Origin of the sequence: Gordonia rubripertincta, from assembly GCF_038024875.1 — a bacterium.
Taxonomy (GTDB): Bacteria; Actinomycetota; Actinomycetes; order Mycobacteriales; family Mycobacteriaceae; genus Gordonia; species Gordonia rubripertincta.
Genome location: NZ_CP136136.1, coordinates 3,770,370 through 3,790,159 on the forward strand (window position 1 = coordinate 3,770,370; position 19,790 = coordinate 3,790,159).

Sequence of the window (19,790 nt, forward strand, 5' to 3'; positions counted from 1 at the left end):
GTCAGCGGCCCTTCCACACTGGCGCACGCTTCTCGGCGAACGCGGTGGCGCCCTCGCGGGCGTCTTCGGAGGTCATCACCGGCCCGATGAGCTCCATCTGCTTGGCCCATCCCTCATCGATGGTCCAGTCCGACGACGATCGGGCGATCTGCTTGGTCACCGCAACCGCAAGCGGGCCATTCGCGGCGATGGCCGACGCCAACTCGACAGCACCGTCGAGCGCGCCGCCGGGAGGCGTGAGTCGGTTCACCAGGCCGAGGGCGGCAGCGCGCTCGGCACTGATCGGATCGCCCGTGAGCAGCAACTCGAGTGCGACGGCCTGAGGAATGCGCTGCGGGAGCAACATGGCGGCGCCGGCGCCGGCGACCAGAGCTCGTTTCACCTCGGGCACGCCGAGTTTCGCGTTCTCGGCAGCGACGACCATGTCGCAGGCGAGCAGCAGTTCGAAGCCACCGGCCACGGCCCAGCCCTCGACAGCTCCGATCAAGGGTTTACGCGGCGGCGCCTGAGTGATCCCGCCGAGCCCGCGACCTTCCACGACCGGGCTCTCCCCCTCAGGAATGCCTTGAGATCCATCCCCGAACAGAAGGTGCCGCCCGCACCGGTGAGGACACCGACGCGGAGATCGTCACTCTCCTCCAGTTCATCGATCGCGGCGGCGATTCCCTCGGCGACCGCACCGTTGAGTGCGTTCTTGGCCTCGGGCCGGTTGATGGTGATCACCTGTACGCCGTCGCGGCGTTCGACAACAACCTCGTCTGACATCTCGTCCTCGTCTTCGGTCGGATCGGCCGGTCTTGCCGGCGCGGCGTCCCGGCGATGGGTCGCCATGGGGTCTCTTCGCATCAGCACACTAGCACATAATCAGTTTAATGATTAAGCTGTCTTCGTATCTGATTTTCGGAGAGGAAAACAAGCATGGCTGCACCCCGTTCGGTGTTCACACCCGAACATGAAGAGTTCCGCGGAGTGGTCCGCGACTTCCTGGCCCGCGATGTCGCGCCCTACCACGAACAATGGGAGCAGGCCGGTCAAGTCGACAAGACCGTCTACAAGGCCGCGGCACAGGCCGGCGTGCTGGGGTTCTCGGTTCCCGAGGAGTACGGGGGACTCGGCGTCGACGACTTTCGCTACAACGCGATCGTCGCCGAAGAGCTCGGCGCCTCCCACCTGACCGGACCCGCCCTCACGTTGCACAACGACATCATCGCGCCCTACCTGCTGCGTCTGACCACAGAGGCGCAGCGTCAGCGCTGGCTCACCGGATTGGCTAGCGGCGAGCTGACATTCGCCATCGGGATGAGCGAGCCGACCGCCGGCTCAGACCTCGCCGGCATCAAGACGTCGGCGCGCCGCGACGGCGACGAGTGGGTGATCAACGGCCAGAAGACGTTCATCTCCAACGGGATTCTCTCCGACGTCGTCATCGTGGTGTGCCGCACCGACCCGGATGCGGGCCACAAGGGATTCAGCCTGATTCTCGTCGAGAAGGGCACTCCCGGCTTCGAACCCGGGCGCAAGCTCGCCAAGATCGGACACCATGCCCAGGACACGTCGGAACTCTTCTTCTCCGACTGCCGGGTTCCGGCGAGCAACCTGCTCGGCACCGAGGGCCGCGGCTTCTATCACCTCATGAAGAACCTGCCGTCCGAACGCCTGTCCATCGGCATCAGTGCCGTGGCCGGCGCGCGCAGCATCTTTACCCAGACAGTGCAGTACGCGCACGATCGCGAGGCGTTCGGCCAGTCGATCGGCTCATTCCAGGCCAACCGCTTCACCATCGCCGAGATGGCGACCGAGCTCGACATCGCGCAGATCTACATCGACAACTACATCCAACAGGTCCTCGACGGCACGCTCACCGCGGTCGATGCAGCCAAGGCCAAGTGGTGGTGCACGGAGTTGAACAAAAAGGTGGTCGACCAGTGCCTCCAGCTGCACGGCGGCTACGGATACATGCTCGAGTACCCGGTCGCCAAGGCGTACCAGGACGTGCGGATCAGCACCATCCTGGGCGGCACCACCGAGATCATGAAAGACATCATCGGGCGCGACCTGGGCTTCTGACCCTCTCGCGCACAACACCATTCACCTGACCAGGAGACGCATCACATGGAGATCAAAGGCAAACTCGCCGTCGTCGTCGGAGGCGCCTCGGGCATGGGCCGGGCCAGCGCCGAACTGCTCGCCGAGCGTGGGGCCCAGGTCGCGATCATCGACCGCCCGGGCGGTGCCGGTGAGGAAGTCGCCACCGCGATCGGCGGAGTATTCTTCGAAGGCGACATCACCGATCACTGGGGCATCGAGGCGCAGCTCGCGCAAGCCGTCACATCGTTGGGCGGCTTACACATTGCGGTCAACACCGCCGGCGGCGGTATCGTCGGCAAGACGCTGGGCAAGGACGGGCCACACGCGCTCGACGCCTTCACCAGCGTCATCAATCTGAACCTCATCTCCACGTTCAACCTCAACCGACTGCAGGCCGCGCACATGGCCCAGTCCGAACCGAACGAAGACGGCGAGCGCGGCGTCATCATCAACACCTCGTCCATCGCCGCATTCGAAGGGCAGATCGGGCAGGTCGCCTACAGTGCGGCCAAGGCCGGCATCGCGGGTATGGCGTTGACGATGGCTCGCGACCTCGGGTCGTACACATCCGGGTGCTGGCGATCGCGCCGAGCCTGTTCAACACCGGTGCGGTCGCCGGGCTGCCTGAGGACATGGTCGGTCCACTCGTCGCCGGCAACGCCTTCCCCAAGCGGATGGGACAGCCCGAGGAGTACGCCAAGCTCGCCGTCGCGATCGCCGAGAACGCCATGCTCAACGGCCAGTGCCTGCGACTCGACGCCGGCATGCGCTTCGCCCCGCGCTGACCCGTAGCGCGAGAACACAGCAAAGCGCCTCGCCCGAATCGTTCCGGACGAGGCGCTTTGCTGTCGGTGCCGACCCCACCGTCAGGCGATGACACCTCGTTCCCGAAGATCGGCGAGTTGCTCTGCGGAGTAACCGAATTTGCCGAGCACGGAATCGGTGTGCTGTCCGATGGTGCAGCCAGCATCGGCCTTGGTGGCCGACCGCGAGAAATGCAGCATCGGCGCGATCCGACGGTGTTCGTCGAAGATCGGGCTCACGGCGTCGACGCTGTAGCCCGCCTCGTAGTACTCGTCGCTCTGCAACAGGGCCTCGGAGTTGCGCTCGGTGACCTCAACGCAACCCACGTCCTGGGACTGCAATTCGGTTTCCCAGTCGAGCTTTGCCCGCTTACCGAAGATCCCGGTAAGCACCTCTGTCAGTTCGGCGTCATGCTCACGGCGCCCCTGGGCAGTGGCGAAGCGAGCATCGCCGCCGAGATCGACGTAGGGTTCGAGCGCCGTGACGAGCGGGGCCCACTCCGACTCCTTCGGAGCTGCCAGGAACACGAAGCCATCCTCGGCGGGATAGATGCGGTAGAGCGCATGGATTCCCCAGAAGCCCTCGTCCACGACCGGCAGACTGGTGGCGCCGTCGTACTCGTTGTTGAGGTGCATCAGCGCGCCCAGAGCCGAACCCAGCATGGTCGTCGTGATGCCGTCCATCGACGTGCCGCGATCGCGGGCGTAGAGGCCGAGCATGATCGTTGACGCCACCCCGAGCGCTGCGACGCCATCGGCCTGAGCCACCGGAACAGCGTTGGCCGCGTGCAAGATGCGCGCTCCGTTGCGGATCTCCTCGTCGGAATGCGGCGTGTCGTTGCGCCCCCGGCCGTCGACCGACGCCAATCCCATTGCCGCACCGACCGAGGGTGCGTATGCCGGTCGAGCGCCGTACGGGCCGTCGACGCCATAACCCACTGCGCTGATGTAGACGAGGTCGGGTTTGATGGACTTCAGCGTCTCCTCGTCGACACGGGTCCGCTTGGCGGCGCCGGCACGGAAACACTGGAGCACGACATCGACGCCCTTGACGAGCTCGTGGACAATCGCCTGCCCCTCCTCCGAGCGGAGGTCCACCACGACGCTCTCCTTGCCCTGCAACACCTTCGCGCCACCTGCCTCGGGGAACGGCACCAGCACACGGATATTGTCGCCACCGGCCTCCTCGATCTTGATCACCCGCGCACCGAGGTCGGTCAGGAGGGTCGCACCGTACGGCCCGGCGAACATCACGCCGAACTCGAGGATGGTGATTCCTTCCAGAGGAAGCCCGGATGACGCGTCCGTAGAGCTACCGACAGGGGTCGCCGCGGCAGCGAGCGCACGGAGCTCGGCGCTGTGGTCGCCGGGCATCGGCGCCGCGGTCGGCTCGGTGAGCGGGCGCCCGTTCACCTGTATCTGGGGTGGACGGCTGCTTGACCGGCCCCAGTACCGGATGCTCGACGGTGATCGCCCGACCTTCGTGCACCACCTGCGGATGCTCGAACGCACCTGTCGGCGTGCGGAAGACCTCGGCACTGACATCCGGGTTGCGCTCGAAGGCCTCCTGCCACTCGGCAAGGCTCCGCTGCCCCACGCGCGAGATCATCTCCCACCAGAACTCCTGGCGCAGGTCCGGATCCTCGAGGACCGGGAAGCCCTTCCATTTCGGATCGGCCAGCCATTCGATGAGACCGAGTTCGGTGAGCCACGCCTGCATCAATCGTGGTGCGGTCTGGGCGAATTGGAGCCACGTGCCGTCGCTGCTCGGTGCGATGAGCAGGGCGAACAGCAGCGGAGCAGCGGGCCTGCCCTGATCGTCGTAAGCCACATCCTGAGGCGTGTATGCCCCTGGGTAGCGTTCCAAGACCATCTCGTAGAACCAGTTGTACGGGTCCATCGCGCCGATCCCGAGTACGAGATTGGACTCGACCACCTGCCCGTGGCCGCTGCGTTCGCGTTCATGCAGCGCGGCGAGCACTCCGTGCACAGCACACTGTGCCGCACCCCACGACGCATACGGCACGGACACGTACGCGGGACCCGGCCGCGAGGTGAGTTGACGTTTGTTGTGCAACACGCCCGCTTTCGCCATGACCAGTCCCTCGTAGCCCTTGTAGTGACTCCACGGGCTGTTGGAGCCCCAGCCGGTGATGCTGGCGACCACGAGGCGCGGATAGTCGGCGGAGAGCCGCTCTGCGGTCATCCCGAGACGCTCGGCGGTCGACGGCCGCATGGTGCTCACCATGACGTCGGCTTCCGCCAGCAAGCCACGAAGCACGTCACGGTCGGAGTCGTCGTGGACGTCGAGGGTGATGCTGCGGCGGCTGCGCAGCAGCCCCGGCCAACCCCGATAGTCACGCACGGGGCTGCCACCCAGAGGTTCCACCATGATCACGTCGGCTCCGGCATCGGCGAAGAACTGACTGAACTGAGCGCCGGGCAGCGTGCTCGACAGGTCGACGACGCGAAGTCCGGCAAGCGGTGCGACAGCAGGATCGGGGGTCACATTCATCGTGGAGCTCTCACTTCGGTCGTCGGACTGTGATCGTTGCCACTCATCCTGCCCAATCGGGCACGGATGGCGCAAGGATTTTCGACTAATTCATTAAACTATTTCGTGACCGGAGACGGCTACCGAGAGTCGCCCCATATACATTTAACTGATTATACTGGTTCCGTGGCAGTCGAGACTACGCACGACGCATTGAGCCGACCGATCCCGGAGCGGATCGCGCTCGTGGAGGTCGGACCTCTGCGATTCCGGGGTGGCGTCAGCCCGGGTCCGCCGACGCGCACCTACGGCGGTGAGGTCGCCGCCCAATCCGTGCTCGCCGCCTACCGAACGGTTTCGGCCGATCGCGACATCCATGCGGCACATATGCATTTCCTGCTCCCCGGCGACACCACCGTCCCGGTGGAGTTCGAGGTCGAGGAGAGCCGAGATGGCCGGTCGTTCAGCTCCCGACACGTCCGGGCGTCCCAGGCCGGTCGGGTAATCTTCACCATGACCGCGTCATTCCAGCGGCCGGAGAAAGGGTTGGAACACCAGGTACCACGGCTGGACGCACCTCGGCCCGAGACCCTTCCCACCCCCGAGGAGATGTTCGCCGACGATACCGAGAACCTGGAGTGGGTCCGCTGGCTGACCGACAGCATCGATGTGGACGCCCGGTTCCCGATGTTGCCGGCACGATCCTCGGCCGCGCGTGGCCATCGCGTGGACCCCCGACAGAGCGTCTGGCTGCGATCGCGGCGCCGTGTGGGCACGACGTCGGCCGACCGCGATGCCGCACTCGCCTACATCTCCGACCTCCTGCTGCTCTCCGCAGCACTCGGGCCGCACCAGCTGACGCTGCAGGGCGGCGAACTCCAGTTCGCGACCGTCAGTCACTCGATCTGGTTTCACGCGCCGCTGTCGGTTGAGGACTGGTTCCTGTACGAACAGGACTCGCGATGGGCGGGTTCGAGCCGCGCGCTGTGTCGCGGGGAGATGTTCGACGGGACCGGCCGGCTGTGTGCGACGACGATGCAGGAGGGACTCATCCGGGTCCGGTCCTGACAGTTCGTGCAGATCCGGTGACCGATGCCGGGCCGAGAATCCGCACCCGGACTCGTGGTGTGCGCGACACGGGAGACCGACCAAGGTGCGACGATTCACGACACCGGGCGGGGACCCGAATGTGTGACACCTATAAACGGTACATTTATCTACATGTCTGTCGCAGCTACAGGATCGTCCGCCGAGGCCCCGCGGGTCGGCACGGTGATGCGCGCCCCCAAGACCGCCGAACTCATCGCCGGACATCTGCGTCGCCAGATCGTGAGAGGTGAGCTGATCCCCGGCGAGACTCTACCCCCGGAGATGCAGCTCATGGAGCAGTTCGGGGTGTCGCGGCCAACGCTGCGAGAAGCATTCCGGATTCTGGAAGCGGAGAGCCTCATCGGAGTACGCCGCGGTGCCCGCGGCGGAGCACAGGTTCTCGCGCCCGACCCGATGGTCGCCGCGCGACACGTCGCGTTGCTCCTACAACTTCAGGGCACCACGATCCAGGACGTCTATGAGGCGCGCATGGTGTCCGAGCCGGTCTGTGCCGGCATGCTGGCCAGGATCCGAACCGACGAGGATCTCGCTGACCTGCAAGAAGTGGTCGCCAAGCTCTCCTCATTGATCAAGTCTGCTCCGGAGCAGACACCGGACATGTCTCAGTGGAGCGCGACCACATACCGATTTCACGAATTACTCCTGCAGCGATGCGGCAACAAGACCCTCGCGGTGCAGGGCGCCGTGCTCGCCGACATCGTGGAAACCCACCTGGCCCGCACCATCTCTCAGGGGATGAGCCGGGAGCAACAGGCGCAACCGCCGAGCATCGACAAGACTCTGCGCTCCTACCGGAAAATGGTTCGCCTGATCGAAGCACGGGACGGCGACGGCGCCGAAAAGCATTGGCGGTCCCACATGCAGATCGCCGCCAAATACCTGTTCATGTTCGATCCGCAGAACATGCCGCTCGTCGATCTCTTCAGCTGAACCGGGCTCGCGGTCCGATCACGGCGATGTCGAGAGAAGGTCGACCGGCACCTCGACGAGCCGGGCCTATACGTATTCGCTGACCGATTTGCCGATGCTGTCGACCCGGAGGTTGCTCGATCCACCGCGGCCCAACAGTTGCGGAAGTACGAGGTGTAGACATACCGGCTATGGCACGATGTCGCGCTCGAGGCGCAGGGCTGTCCACGCTTGTGGCGACCACCAATCCCCGATTCTCCCCGAGATGTGCTGCACGCGCTGCAGATCACGCTGTCAACGGCCGCCCCGTGGCGGAACCTGCAGACCACACATCGCATCTCACGCAAGCGCAAGAGTGGTTAGTATGTCCGGTCCGAATGCCTCCTCGCCGATACTCCACGGTCCTGCGTGTATCGCGGTCAGCGCCTGGCCCAGTTCGGGCCGGCGCGCGAGCACTTTGAGCACCCGTGCCCGGCGGGTATCCCGATCCGACATTCCGAATCCGCTGACGAGATCAGCCAGTGCGGTGCTGAAACGCAGTCGTCTCATCCGCTCGGTCCGTTCCACTGCATAGGCCGCAAGCACCTCCGGACCCCACCGCTGATTGTCCAGCAGCACCTCCGACAACACACGCGCATCACGCAGACCGATGCTCAGCCCCTGCGCGGTCACCGGGTTGCTCCACCCGGCAGCGTCGCCGACGAGGGCGGCGCCGGGCATCGCCGGTGTGCTGGTCCACGAATCGCACATCGGGAAGGTTGCACAAGGTCCGACAGGTGTCGACTCGGCGAGACGGTCCGAATCCGGGAAGATCGGGGTGCGGTACGCCTCCAGGAAGGCGGTGATCGCCTCACGTCCGGTCAGCGGTTCCGGATCGTCAACGTGGCGACCCACGTACAGACGCAAACGGTTGTCGGCTCGTGGAATCACGATGAACTGGTTGCGTCCGTCCACGGCGATCGTCGTCACACGCCGATCCCAGACTCCGGCGTCGTCGACGAGCATCCCGGTGAGTTTCACGCGCGCCTGAGTCGACGCCATCTCGACACCAAGCGCAGCGCGCGTCGTCGAGAACTTTCCGTCGGCCGCGATGATCAACCGGCATGAGATCTCTTCGGTGCGCCCATCGAGTTCGCACGTGACGACCGGACTGTCCCCGGCCCGAACCGTCGATCTGCGAACACCGCGGTAGAGGGTGGCACCTTCTTTCACCGCGGCATCGGCAAGGGCCTCGCGTAGTTCCGGATGACCGATCCCGATCACTCCCGGTGCGCCCGGTGCCGCATCCGACAGGTCCGTAGCCAACTCCTGTGCGCCCGAAACGGTCAGCGCGGCGTCGTACGGGACCATGCGTGTGATGACGGAGACGCCGTCGGCGTCCATGATTGCGCCATCCACACCCAGTGCGGCCGCCTCGAGGAACCCCCACGGAACGATCGCTTCTCCCCGCACCATGTCGCGGTAGGACGACTCCCGCTCGAGGACCACGACACCCACGTCCGCGGCAGCGAGTCTGGCCGCGAGCGCGCTGCCGGCGACTCCTCCGCCGACGATGACGACATCAGTCTTCATGCTGACCCAATCCGTTGATTTACTGTCACTAAATGGATAGCATTTACCCATAATTAATGGAAGTCCCCCTTGAGATCAGGACATACTGGAGGTGCAATGCCAAGGCAGCGCGGCGGAGTCCAATCGGCGCCGTTGGCAACCGCCGACATTCTCGATGCAGCGCTACGCGTGGTCGAGCGCTCGTCCCTGGACGCACTGACGGTGCGCGCCGTCGCCGACGAATGCGGAGTCACACCGCCGGCAATTCACTACCACCTCCGTGGCGAGCGCGATCTGGCAACACTCGTCGTCGAGGCGGTGGCACGCGAGATCACGGTACGGTTGGACCCGTCGACCTCGTGGCAGGATCAATACATCGAACTCGTCCTGGCCATGGACAGAACCTTCCTCCGTTACCCCGGAACCGGCGCCCGAGCACTGACGGCGACTGGAAAGTCTCCGGCGGCAAGTAAACTCACCGAGACCGCACTCGACATCCTGCGAGGCGCCGGGTTCGGCGAGCAGGAATGCGTCGAGATCTTCGCCGCGACCTATTTTCTGTACGTGGGTTGGCTCTCAACGCGGCAGATGGCCCAGAGCGACGCCATCCACCCATCTCTGGCCGCGGCCGGGATCTCGGCGCCGGAGCGGGTGCAGACCGAGCCATTGATCGCATCATTGGAATGCATTTTCACTGGACATGTACCACGACAAGGGAGTTGACCGACGTGACCGACAAAACCACAAACTGGGTGACCGACTACTACGCCGCATGGGATTCGGCAGACGTCGATCAAATTGTGAACTGGTTCGCCGACGACATCGTGTTGGAGGATGTGCCGATGGCCCACGTCGCATCGGGACCCGAGCAGGCACGCGAATTCGTCGAACACGCAATCGCACTCACCCCGGGAACCACCTACGAAGTGGTGAACAGCGTGGTCACCGACGACGCCTTCGCCACGGAGTGGATCATGCGGCCCGCGGGCCTGCGTGGATCATCGGTCGGCGCGATTCGCGACGGCAAGATCGTGAACAATCGGGACTACTGGAATGCGGGCGGTCGCAGCCAGATGTGACGTGCGCTGATCGATACGCCAGTCGACAACCGGTGCGGTTGCCACGGCAAACACTTACGATACGGGAGCCGTCCGTGATGGATGTCTCGGGTGCCGAGGTCTGACTGGGAGGATGGACGCATGACTGCGGTTGACAACACGCAAGGGCGGCCGCGCGACCCGGAGGTCACGCGACGAATCACCGAGGCGGCCCTGCTCGAGTACAGCCGCACCGGCTGGGCGGCGTTCACCATGGACGGCGTCGCGCGCCGCGCGGGAGTCGGGAAGGCGGCCCTTTACCGGCGCTGGAAGTCAAAGGAAGGGCTCTTGGTCGATGCGCTGGAGGCTCGGTCACAACCAGTGACGGAGACAGTCGATCAGGGCGACTTTCGGTCCGACACGATCGCGCTGGCAGCCGAATTGATGTGCCACTTTCTGGACCCGGCGGGATGGGCCACCTTGCGTATTGCCGTGGACGCCGCCGACAACACCGCGCCGCTCGCGCAGTTCTACGAGCGAATAGTGCTGGCGCACCGAGAAGCAGTGGCCCGCTTCTTCGAGCGCAATGTCGCACGCGGCGCGCTGTCACCCGGCGCCTCAGCCGCCGCACTCGCCGAATGCCTGTTCGGCGCCGTCTTCATGCACGTCCTCGCAATGGCCCCGGCCGACCGCACCGCGGCCCGTGACTCGGCCATCGAGCACGTGACGCCTCTGGTCGACCTGCTCCTCAACGGAGTATCCACAGAACACGCTCGAGACTGAGCGGCACCGCCGCGCGACACATCCACGTTCCATCACCGAACTCACGAAACGCGTTTCCGACGCGGGACAGTGTCTACACAAAACACTTGCGGACGATTCCCGTTCCGTATATTGTGACTGTGATCCACACCATACAGATGACCTATTAATCTGTTTTTCGATCGACCGGAGGTCGAGAATGAGACTGTCGATCGAGCCGAGCGCGTGCCAGGGCCACGCTATGTGCAGCGTGACGGCACCAGCACTCGTTGATTTCGACGACGAGGGCCACGCCGTACCCCACCACGAGACGCTGCCCGACCACCTCATCGACGCCGCGCGACGGGTGCGGCTGTCTTGCCCGGAAAAGGCAGTCTCCCTTGTTGATTGATCCCTGATCACTCCAGAGAAGGTGTCCATGACGACCGACATCCCCGCCGTCCCCAGCATCGACTTCGACCATCACTCCGAGCATTACGCGCGCCATTGGCGCGAGATCAATGCGCAGAACCGTGCTGCGTGCCCGGTTGCCCATACCGACGCGCACGGCGGATTCTGGGTTCTCTCCTCCTACGAGGACATCGCGACAGTCGCCAAGGATGACGCAGCATTCTCCTCGTACCAAGAACTCGACGACGGCACCCACACCGGCGCAACGATTCCAGCCGGCCCGATCCGGCAGGTACCCATCGAGATGGACCCCCCGGAGTTCACGGCATACCGCAGGCTGTTGAACCGGTCCTTCGCCCCCGCGGTGATCGCCGAATGGGAAGACTACATCCGCAGTGCGACCACCTACTGTATCGATCAGTTTATCGATAGCGGCACTTGCGATTTGGTTGCTGATGTCCTCAATCCCGTGCCGGCCATCACCACCCTGTCCCTGCTCGGTCTGCCGACCGAGGACTGGCGCAGCTTCTCCGACACGATTCACGAGATGGTCCACACCCCACCTGATCCCGATGGCAACTTCGCTGCCGACGACGCCGCGCAGAGGCTCATGGAGCTCTTCGTCACGGTCACCGAAACCATCTCGGCGCGCCGCCAGAATCCGACCGATGACCTCATCTCCACGTTGGTCCACGCAGAGATCGACGGCGAGCCGATGTCTGATCAGCGCCTGCTCGAGATCATCAGCCTGGTCATCTTCGGCGGCGTCGACACCACCGGCAGCCTGTTGAGCAGTGTGCTTCGATGGCTGGAGGCGAATCCACATGAGCGCGAACGGCTCGCCGCGGATCCTGGCTTGATTCCACAGGCCACCGAGGAGTTCTTGCGCTTCTTCTCTCCGGTGCAGGGACTCGCGCGCACGGCCACGCACGACTGCGTGATCGGCGACCAGCAGATCCGCAAGGGCGAACGGCTCTTCCTGTCCTGGGCGTCGGCGAACTTCGACCCGGCACTGTTCCCCGATGCCGACAAGGTCGAACTGGACCGATTCCCCAACCGGCATCAGTCCTTCGGCATCGGCGTGCACCGATGCCTCGGATCGAACTTGGCGCGACTGGAATTCCGCGTGGTTCTCGAGGAGATCCTGCGTCGGATGCCCGATTTTCACATCTCCGATGATGCCGAACCATTCCGCTCTATCGGTGTGGTCAACGGCTGGGTCAACTTGCCCACCACCTTCACCGCGGGCGTCCGCGAAGGCTCCGACGTCGCCGGAAACCCCGCGCTCACCCTCTGATCGAACTCTGATCACCGCAGAACAGGAGAATCACATGACCGATCGCACACCACCACCGGTACACCTACGCCTCAATGGCGAGAAGCTCCCTGAAGGCTCTGGGGGATTCTTCGACCACGTCGACCCCGTCACCGGAACGGTCAATGCCCGAATCCCCCTGGCCGACAAGGATGACGTCGATCGTGCCGTCGGGGCCGCCCACACCGCATACGACTCGTGGCGGCGGACACCACCGGCCATCCGGCGCGGCATGCTCATGAAGCTGGCCGACCTGATCGATGCGAACGCCGACGAGTTCGCACGCCGCGGGGCGCTGGACAACGGGATGCCGATGTCCCTGGCGGCCGGCGGCATCGGGATCTCGGCGGAGTGGACCCGCTACTACGCCGGTTGGGCAGACAAGATCGCCGGTGAGGTGACCGGCCAACCGCTACAGGACTCCGAGCTGGGCTACACACTACGACAGCCGTACGGCGTGATCGGTATCGTGATCACCTGGAACGGACCGCTCATCTCGTTGGCGATGAAGGTGCCGGCCGCGCTCGCCGCCGGCAACACCGTGGTGGTCAAACCGTCCGAGATGACGCCCTTCGCACCCGAATTGTTCATGGACCTGGTGGAGGAGGCGGGGATCCCACCCGGCGTGGTCAACATCCTGCCGGGCACTGCCGAAGCCGGGCATCAGCTCGTCACCCATGACCTGGTGAAGAAGGTGTCGTTTACCGGTGGTCCCGTCACCGCCACCCGGATTCTCGAGGCCTGCGCACCGTCGATGAAGCCGGTCGTCCTCGAACTCGGTGGCAAGTCGGCGAATATCGTGCTCGAGGATGCCGATCTGGCAACGGCCTGCCAACACGCCGCATTCATGTCGGTCGGGCTGATGACCGGTCAGGGATGCGCGTTCCCCACCCGACTACTCGTCCACGAGTCCGTCTACGACCAGGTGCTCGACGGCGTCCTCGCCACGGCGGCGTCCATCGCCCCCGGTGACCCTTTCGACCCCGCCACGCTGACCGGACCGGTCGTGAACGAGGCTGCCGTCGAGCGGATCATGGGCATGATCGAGCGAGCCCAGGCCGACGGTGCACGCCTGCTCCACGGCGGAAGGCGCATGGAGCGCGAGGGCTTCTTCATCGAGCCGACCGTGTTCGCCGACGTCGACCCGGCATCCGAACTGGCCCAGACCGAGGTCTTCGGTCCGGTGCTCGCCATCACGAAGTTCCGCACCGATGACGAGGCGATCGAGATCGCCAACTCCACCAAATACGGTCTGTCGGGTTACATCCAGACGCGGGACCTCACGCGCGCCACCAGGATCGCCGCCGAGCTGGAAACCGGCGAGGTACTCATCAACGGCGCGATGAATCTCGCGGTCCATCGTCCGTTCGGTGGGATCGGGATCAGCGGTGTCGGCAAGGAAGGCGGCCGCGCCGGAATCGAAGAGTTTCTCCGTGTCAAGAGTGTGGGAATGGGATTGGTCTGATGTTGAATCTCGAAGGACAGAAGCTACCGGTCGGCTCGCTGGAAGGCCGCGTCGCGTTCATCACCGGCGCCGGGCGCGGCCAGGGACGCGCGCATGCAGTTCGTCTCGCGCAGCTCGGCGTCGACATCATCGGCGTCGACATCTGTGCGGACATGGCGACTTTCGACTATCCGTGTGCGACGCTCGATGAGCTCGAGGAAACCAAGAAGCTCGTGGATAACGAGGGACGGCGGATGCACGCCGGGGTGGCCGATGTGCGCGACTTCCGCGCACTCAAGGCCGCCTTCGACGCGGGATTCGCCGAGTTCGGCCGGGTCGACATGGTGATCGCCAACGCAGGCATGATCCGCTATGCCGACGAGGAGAACCCGCAGCAGGAGTGGCGGGACACCCTCGATGTCATCCTGACCGGCGCCTTCAACGCCGTCCGAGCCTCAATCGACGAGTTGCGTGCGGGTGGCCGGGGCGGCTCGATCGTGCTGACATCGTCATCGGCGGGATTGAAGGGCACCGCGTCACCGGATGCGAGCCCGCAGGCGTATACCGCCGCCAAGCGCGGCCTGGTCGGATACATGCAAGTGTTGGCGAATCAGTATGCACCAGAGATGATCCGCGTGAACACCGTCCATCCCACCGGGGTGATCTCCGGGATGACGATGAACGAGGCGATGGCCAAGAAGGCCGCCGAGATCGGCAGCAACATCTCGGCGATGCAGAACGCACTACCGATCTCGATCCTCGACGCCGAGGACATCGCCAACGCGGTCGCCTTCCTGGTCTCCGACGAGGCACAGTTCATCACCGGCACCGAATGGGCGCTCGACGCAGGGTTCACCGTGCGCTGACGCATCGTCCCGCCTGGCTCCGTGGGCACTCGGCGGCCCACGAAGCCAGGCATTCGTCGTTCGAAGGACAACGAATCACCAATGCCACGTCCCTCATCTGCCCGATTGACACGTCTGCGGACCAACACCCGGACCGATCGGTGGGACCACCGGCACCACCGATCGCGTCCGACTCGCGGTGGCGTGGAACGACACAGGGAAATCGGCGGGTCTGCCGGAGAACGTCTTCATCAAGAGCACGCCGTTATCGGCCAAGAACCGGGTCATGGTCGGCACCCTCGACATGGCCGTCAACGAGGTCCGCTTCTACGACGAGCTCGCACCAGCGCTCGGCGGCGATGTGGCTCCGCGCGCCTGGTATGCGCGAGCCGGTTGCGGGGCCCGATTCCTGATGGTCCTGGAGCATCTGGTCGCCGAAGGCGGGCGGCCGTACGCCCTGGCCGACCCGTGTCCCATCGACCACGCGCGGACTGATCGACGCATTCGCCAGGCTGCATTCGACATTCTGGGACAGCTCGCGCTTCGCCACGGACCTCGACTGGGTACGCCCGTGGAGCACGCGGCCGGGCAGCCAGTTCCTGAATTGTTCTACTCGCGCGGTCGCCACGCCGCCCTGAAGCTCGACCGCCCCGAAGCCGGACCCGCTGCGAAGGCCCTGGTCTCGGCTCTCGACGGCAATGCCGACGCCTTCTACCGCGCCTTCGAAACCGGGCCGCTTACGTTGTTGCACGGCGATTCTCACCTGGGCAACACCTTCTCCCGCGCCGACGGTCGCTCGGGACTGCTTGACTGGCAGGTCATCTGGCGTGGCCCTGGCATGCGTGAGGTCACCTACTGGATGGTGACCGGACTCGAGCCGGGGACACGCCGGGCCCACGAACGCGACTGATCGACCGCTACCTGGACGGTCTTCGATCAGCCGGGACACCTGGTGTGCCTGATGGGGCGACTGCGTTCGATCAGTATCGCGTCTACGCTGCGGAGGCGTGGGATGCGACGGCGATGACGATTGCCTGGCCAGGACTGCAAGCACCCGACAACGCCGAAGCCGGCTGGCGGCGTGCATGCATTGCGATCGAGGATCTCCACACCGCCGACGCGGTTTCCGGACTCCGCTGAGCTGGGTCCGTACCCGTCGTATCTGCCGTCGGCCGGAGGCGATGATGTGACGGACGCTCATGCGGGTCCCTCACAGTGGCAGGTAACATACTCGACTCCGCCCGAAGTTCAGCGAACGCAATCACAGCGCGCTCACACAACTGGACCCAACTCGTATCCACGTCGATCAGTGACTGCGTATTCCGAAGTCGATATCGTTGTAGGCCAATGGCTTCCAGTCAGGGCGGTCGTACCAGGACGGGCGCGCCACGTGACCGGGCTCCGGGCGCGCCCAGTCAACCCATTGCCCCCAGTCCTTCCGGCTGAGGCGCTCGTCAAGCGACTGGGGATGACGAAGCGCGGCCTCGGAGTATGTGCGTGCGAATGTCTTCATCTCACCCATCACCCAGATGTCCTCCTCGGACTTCCAGCGTCCGTCGCCGGCATACTGGATGACCTGCCACGAGGGGAAGTCGATCGGGGGTGCACCCGGCTCGGGATTGTCTGCCCGATTGACGATTTGGTAGACGACACGATCTCCGTCGACGTTGTACCAGACAAGCACGCTGTACACGTGCGGCGCCGCACCCATCGTGCCCTCGATGTAGCGCAGAATCTCGTCGTGCCCCGTGAACGTGCCGTAGAAGTGGTCGAAATAGGTGGCGTCCTCGGTGAACAGCTTCGTCCATGCTTCCCAGTCCTCACCGACCAGCCCGACCCTGACGTACTCCTTGAATGCTTCCTCGACTTCAGCTCGATCCGCCATCTGCGTTCCTACTTTCGATGTCAAGGTCCTGAACTCAGTGGTCGTCCGCTTCACCAACGGCACCGAACAGGCCAGGACCGGCTGCGTGCCGGCTTGTCACGAAAGTGACAAGCCGGCACGGCTCGTTCACGTGTTGCGTCGAGCCGTTCCGGGGTATCCGAAGAACGACTCGAAGTTCTCGTCGTTGATGGGCTGCCTACGGTTGCGCTCCTGCGCGTCTTCCAGCGCAGACAGACGCTGCCGGGCCCGCACTATCGCAGCCTCATCAGCGCCGGCGGCGATCATCTCGGCAAGCAGATCCTTCTGCTTGCCCACCTCTGCGAACACTCGCACACCGGCTTCGCCGTAGGTCAGCAGATCGTGGTCTTCGGCCTCCTCGCGTTGCGGTGCATCGGGACCGGAATCACTGTCACTCATGCCCATTCCCCTACGGTGCGTATCTCAGAGGACGATTGCCGGGTCGCGGACGTCGACGCGGGGGAAGTTCAGCATCCGCCGCGCGTTCTCCTCGACAATCAGCGAACACTCGTCGTCCGGGACATCTCGAAGCACCTCGGCAGCCCGCTTACGCGAGTTGGGCCAGTTCGAGTCGGAATGCGGGAAGTCGATCTCCAATGTGAGGCGATCGATGCCGATCGCGTGGCGGTTCTTGAGACCGTGCTCGTCGTCGATGAAGCAGCCCCAGAAGTGTTTGCGGAACAGATCCGAGGGGCGCGCGTCGAAGTCGATGTTCTGGTAGTAGCGGTGCCGATCCCAGACGAAGTCAGCGCGCTCGAGGATATACGGAATCCAGCCGACGCCGCCTTCGGCGAGCGAGATCTGCAGATCCGGAAACTGTTGCAGCTTTCCGGAGAAGAGCCAGTCAACAGTGGTCCACATCAGATTGGATGAGAACAACGTGATGGCAACCGCGAACGGAGCATCCGGCATCGCCATCTGCCCGGCCACGGGAGCCATCGACGAGAAGGAGAATCCGGGGACGAACGACCCGGAGCCGAAATGTTGCGACACCACGACACCGGATTCGCTGAGTACCGCCCACAGCGGATCCCAATGATCAGAGTGCAACGACGGCAGGCCCATCGGGATGGGATTGTCCGGGAAAGAGACCGTGCGTGAGCCCTTGGCGATCGTCCGCTTGGCTTCGGCAACCGTCGCCTCGATATCCCACACCGGCAGGATCGACATCGGCACATAGCGATCGGGCGCGGTCGCGCACCATTCATCGATGTAGAAGTCGTTCCACGCCTTCACACACAGCAACGCCAGCTCTTTGTCCTGCGCGCGCACAAACGTCCCGCCACCGAATCCCGGGAACGATGGGAAACACAGGGCGGCCTGCACACCGTCGAGGTCCATGTCCTTGACCCTGGCGTTGGGCTCGTAGCACCCGGGAATCATGTCCTCGTAGCGAACCGGATCCATGCCCCATTCCTCTTTGGGTTTCCCGGCAACGGCGTTGAGACCGATGGTGGGGAACACGGCACCGTCATAGGACCAGAGATGCTTGTCGTCGACTTCGATGATCCGCGGCCCCTGCTCCCGGTACTTGGCCGGCAGACGGTCCTGCCACACCTTCGGGTGTTCGACCAGATGGTCGTCGACCGAGACGATCTGGTGGTGATCTTGGAGTGGCATAGGGCCTCCTGCTCGTGAAAGTTCGTAAACGTCCGACGCACGGCTCACGCTGGTCCGCAAATCTCGGCGCGCAAGCGCCCGAGGTGGGAACCACCTACTGAGGCCGGTCCGGTTTCTGACACTGCGTCCAGATTAGGATAGACGTGATCTAGGCAACAATCCAGCACTACCGGGAAACAAGTCACCCCTTCCGGAGTCAACTTGGCCAGCAACGGGGAGCGACACGCATTGATCTGCATCATGGATTACTGCACGGTCGCGACGAACGAGGTCAATTCGACCAGAACTAAAGTGACTATTCTCCGTCACTTCTGACAGCAGTGAACGCTCCGCGCGCGTCCGTGATCAGAGACGGACGTCGACCCACCCCTCGCCCGTCGCCGAGCGATGCGCGGCGTCGATCACCGCCAGCGACAGGAGGCCGTCCGCGAATGTCGGCGCCGCACTTGGCGCGCCGTCGAACGCGGGCAACCAATCGTGCAGCATCAGCGCCAGTGCACGAGCAGCATGGCCGGCCAGGCCGCTCGGCAACACATCGGGGTTGGCCGGCTCGCGTTCGTCAACCGAGAGTGGCGCCAACCCGTCGTCGCCGGCGAGGCCGGCGCGATATCGGGCCGACCGTAGGCCTCCGTCTCCGATGATCGTCCCGTCAGAGCCGAACAACTCGAGTCGATAGTGGTCTGTGTGGGCACCCATCACCGAGACGCTGAGGATGGCGATCACACCGCACTCCATCCGCATCAGCAACGCGGCGGTGTCGTCGGCAGTGACCGCGAGGCGCCCACCGTCGGGCAGGTCGCGGACAGGCTCACTGGTGCGCACTTCGGCGCACACAGACTGCGGGCGGCCGAACGCGCTGCACAGAAAGTCGATGTCGTGCACCAGCATCCCGGCCAAGTAGCCACCGCCCTGATCCCGGTCGTACATCCACGCCGCCTGCGGCGGATGGTCCGGATGCCAGTAACTGGCGCTACGGCTGACACGCGCAAGGTAGGGCTTCCCCAGAAAGCCTGAGTGCACCTTGGCGGCGACCGCCAGCCAGTCTGCATTCCAACGATTTTCGAAACCGCACGCGGTGGGCAACCCAGTCTGGGCGGCGGCGCGGACAAGATCCCGAGCCGAGTCGAGATCACCGGCCAGAGGCTTTTCACACAACACCGGCTTGCCCGCGTTCAGCGCGGCGAGCGCCATATCGTGGTGCAACGCCGTGGGGGTGGCGACCGAGATGACGTCGAGATCGTCACGGGCGACGAATGCCCGCCAGTCGGTGGAGGTGCTATCGATGTCGAGGCGCGCCGCGACACGTTCCAGTCGCTGAGGTGTGCGTGCACACAGCGCAACGGGCTCGAACCCCTGCGCCGCCCGGAACCCGGGTACCTGTACGTGGGCACCCCATCCCACACCGATGATGCCGACCCTCAACGCCATGCGCTCTCCTCAGTCAGTGATGCATACGTCTTGTGACACTGATGTTAGATTTTGCATGGTCCGCTGTCGATGACGCAGCTCATTCGCCTTT

The 19,790-nt window shown here is 64.4% G+C and carries 18 protein-coding genes and 2 pseudogenes; 12 read left to right on the forward strand and 8 right to left on the reverse strand.

Annotated features, from left to right (window positions below; genetic code table 11):
• Window position 1 precedes the first annotated feature (1 nt).
• Window positions 2-765, reverse strand: a pseudogene (locus RVF83_RS17050) (crotonase/enoyl-CoA hydratase family protein).
• A gap of 153 nt (window positions 766-918) precedes the next feature.
• On the opposite strand from RVF83_RS17050, the gene RVF83_RS17055 reads away from it, so the two are divergent.
• Both RVF83_RS17055 and RVF83_RS17060 read left to right on the forward strand, forming a co-directional pair.
• Window positions 919-2,067 carry an acyl-CoA dehydrogenase family protein gene (locus tag RVF83_RS17055; RefSeq protein ID WP_005199160.1) on the forward strand — a complete coding sequence of 383 codons (1,149 nt, stop codon included), beginning with the start codon at window positions 919-921 and terminating at the stop codon, window positions 2,065-2,067.
• Window positions 2,068-2,112: 45 nt separating this feature from the next.
• Window positions 2,113-2,873 (forward strand): annotated as a pseudogene (locus RVF83_RS17060) (SDR family NAD(P)-dependent oxidoreductase).
• Between the two features lie 81 nt (window positions 2,874-2,954).
• Here RVF83_RS17060 and RVF83_RS17065 read toward each other — a convergent pair.
• Entirely contained in the window at window positions 2,955-4,304 is a 1,350-nt protein-coding gene (locus RVF83_RS17065; RefSeq protein WP_341261959.1) for a CaiB/BaiF CoA-transferase family protein, read from the reverse strand.
• Window positions 4,204-5,406, reverse strand: coding sequence for a CaiB/BaiF CoA transferase family protein (locus RVF83_RS17070; RefSeq protein WP_341261960.1), 1,203 nt, complete (start codon window positions 5,404-5,406; stop codon window positions 4,204-4,206). Before RVF83_RS17070 ends, RVF83_RS17065 begins: the two co-directional genes overlap by 101 nt.
• Before the next feature lie 165 nt (window positions 5,407-5,571).
• Between RVF83_RS17070 and RVF83_RS17075 the strand changes: the two genes are divergently transcribed.
• Together RVF83_RS17075 and RVF83_RS17080 are read left to right on the forward strand one after the other, a co-directional pair.
• A complete protein-coding gene (locus tag RVF83_RS17075; protein ID WP_005199156.1) occupies window positions 5,572-6,453 on the forward strand; it encodes an acyl-CoA thioesterase in 882 nt (293 codons plus the stop codon).
• 153 nt (window positions 6,454-6,606) lie between these two features.
• Window positions 6,607-7,425: a FadR/GntR family transcriptional regulator gene (locus RVF83_RS17080; protein ID WP_039880603.1), complete on the forward strand. Its 819-nt coding sequence runs from the start codon at window positions 6,607-6,609 to the stop codon at window positions 7,423-7,425.
• Between the two features lie 318 nt (window positions 7,426-7,743).
• Here the strand turns inward: RVF83_RS17080 and RVF83_RS17085 are convergent, their stop codons facing one another.
• Window positions 7,744-8,976, reverse strand: a complete 1,233-nt coding sequence (locus RVF83_RS17085; RefSeq protein ID WP_005199154.1) for an FAD-dependent oxidoreductase — start codon at window positions 8,974-8,976, stop codon at window positions 7,744-7,746.
• 132 nt (window positions 8,977-9,108) lie between these two features.
• Between RVF83_RS17085 and RVF83_RS17090 the strand changes: the two genes are divergently transcribed.
• The 8 genes from RVF83_RS17090 (at window position 9,109) to RVF83_RS17125 (ending at window position 15,658) form a co-directional block, all read left to right on the forward strand.
• On the forward strand, window positions 9,109-9,678 hold the full coding sequence (locus RVF83_RS17090) for a TetR/AcrR family transcriptional regulator (protein ID WP_210735697.1): 570 nt from the start codon (window positions 9,109-9,111) through the stop codon (window positions 9,676-9,678).
• Between the two features lie 5 nt (window positions 9,679-9,683).
• Window positions 9,684-10,034 (forward strand): nuclear transport factor 2 family protein, encoded by a 351-nt coding sequence (locus RVF83_RS17095; protein WP_005199152.1) that lies wholly within the window; start codon window positions 9,684-9,686, stop codon window positions 10,032-10,034.
• Between the two features lie 120 nt (window positions 10,035-10,154).
• On the forward strand, window positions 10,155-10,775 hold the full coding sequence (locus RVF83_RS17100) for a TetR/AcrR family transcriptional regulator (protein WP_005199151.1): 621 nt from the start codon (window positions 10,155-10,157) through the stop codon (window positions 10,773-10,775).
• Between the two features lie 229 nt (window positions 10,776-11,004).
• Window positions 11,005-11,145 (forward strand): ferredoxin, encoded by a 141-nt coding sequence (locus RVF83_RS17105; RefSeq protein ID WP_174351897.1) that lies wholly within the window; start codon window positions 11,005-11,007, stop codon window positions 11,143-11,145.
• A 27-nt stretch (window positions 11,146-11,172) separates the two neighbouring features.
• Window positions 11,173-12,441 (forward strand): cytochrome P450, encoded by a 1,269-nt coding sequence (locus RVF83_RS17110; protein ID WP_005199149.1) that lies wholly within the window; start codon window positions 11,173-11,175, stop codon window positions 12,439-12,441.
• 34 nt (window positions 12,442-12,475) lie between these two features.
• Window positions 12,476-13,924: an aldehyde dehydrogenase family protein gene (locus RVF83_RS17115; protein WP_005199148.1), complete on the forward strand. Its 1,449-nt coding sequence runs from the start codon at window positions 12,476-12,478 to the stop codon at window positions 13,922-13,924.
• On the forward strand, window positions 13,924-14,769 hold the full coding sequence (locus tag RVF83_RS17120; RefSeq protein WP_005199147.1) for a mycofactocin-coupled SDR family oxidoreductase: 846 nt from the start codon (window positions 13,924-13,926) through the stop codon (window positions 14,767-14,769). The genes RVF83_RS17115 and RVF83_RS17120 overlap by 1 nt, the downstream gene beginning before the upstream one ends.
• A 178-nt stretch (window positions 14,770-14,947) precedes the next feature.
• The gene (locus RVF83_RS17125; protein ID WP_005199146.1) at window positions 14,948-15,658 is read left to right on the forward strand and encodes a phosphotransferase; all 711 of its coding nucleotides are present in this window, start codon (window positions 14,948-14,950) and stop codon (window positions 15,656-15,658) included.
• A 396-nt stretch (window positions 15,659-16,054) separates the two neighbouring features.
• On the opposite strand, the gene RVF83_RS17130 is transcribed toward RVF83_RS17125, so the two are convergent.
• The 4 genes from RVF83_RS17130 to RVF83_RS17145 all read right to left on the reverse strand — a co-directional run bounded on the left by RVF83_RS17130 (window position 16,055) and on the right by RVF83_RS17145 (window position 19,699).
• The gene (locus RVF83_RS17130; RefSeq protein WP_005199144.1) at window positions 16,055-16,633 is read right to left on the reverse strand and encodes a nuclear transport factor 2 family protein; all 579 of its coding nucleotides are present in this window, start codon (window positions 16,631-16,633) and stop codon (window positions 16,055-16,057) included.
• 126 nt (window positions 16,634-16,759) lie between these two features.
• Window positions 16,760-17,050 (reverse strand): hypothetical protein, encoded by a 291-nt coding sequence (locus tag RVF83_RS17135; protein WP_039880608.1) that lies wholly within the window; start codon window positions 17,048-17,050, stop codon window positions 16,760-16,762.
• A 24-nt stretch (window positions 17,051-17,074) separates the two neighbouring features.
• A complete protein-coding gene (locus tag RVF83_RS17140; protein ID WP_005199142.1) occupies window positions 17,075-18,271 on the reverse strand; it encodes an amidohydrolase family protein in 1,197 nt (398 codons plus the stop codon).
• A 345-nt stretch (window positions 18,272-18,616) separates the two neighbouring features.
• Window positions 18,617-19,699: a Gfo/Idh/MocA family protein gene (locus tag RVF83_RS17145; RefSeq protein WP_005199141.1), complete on the reverse strand. Its 1,083-nt coding sequence runs from the start codon at window positions 19,697-19,699 to the stop codon at window positions 18,617-18,619.
• Window positions 19,700-19,790 lie beyond the last annotated feature (91 nt).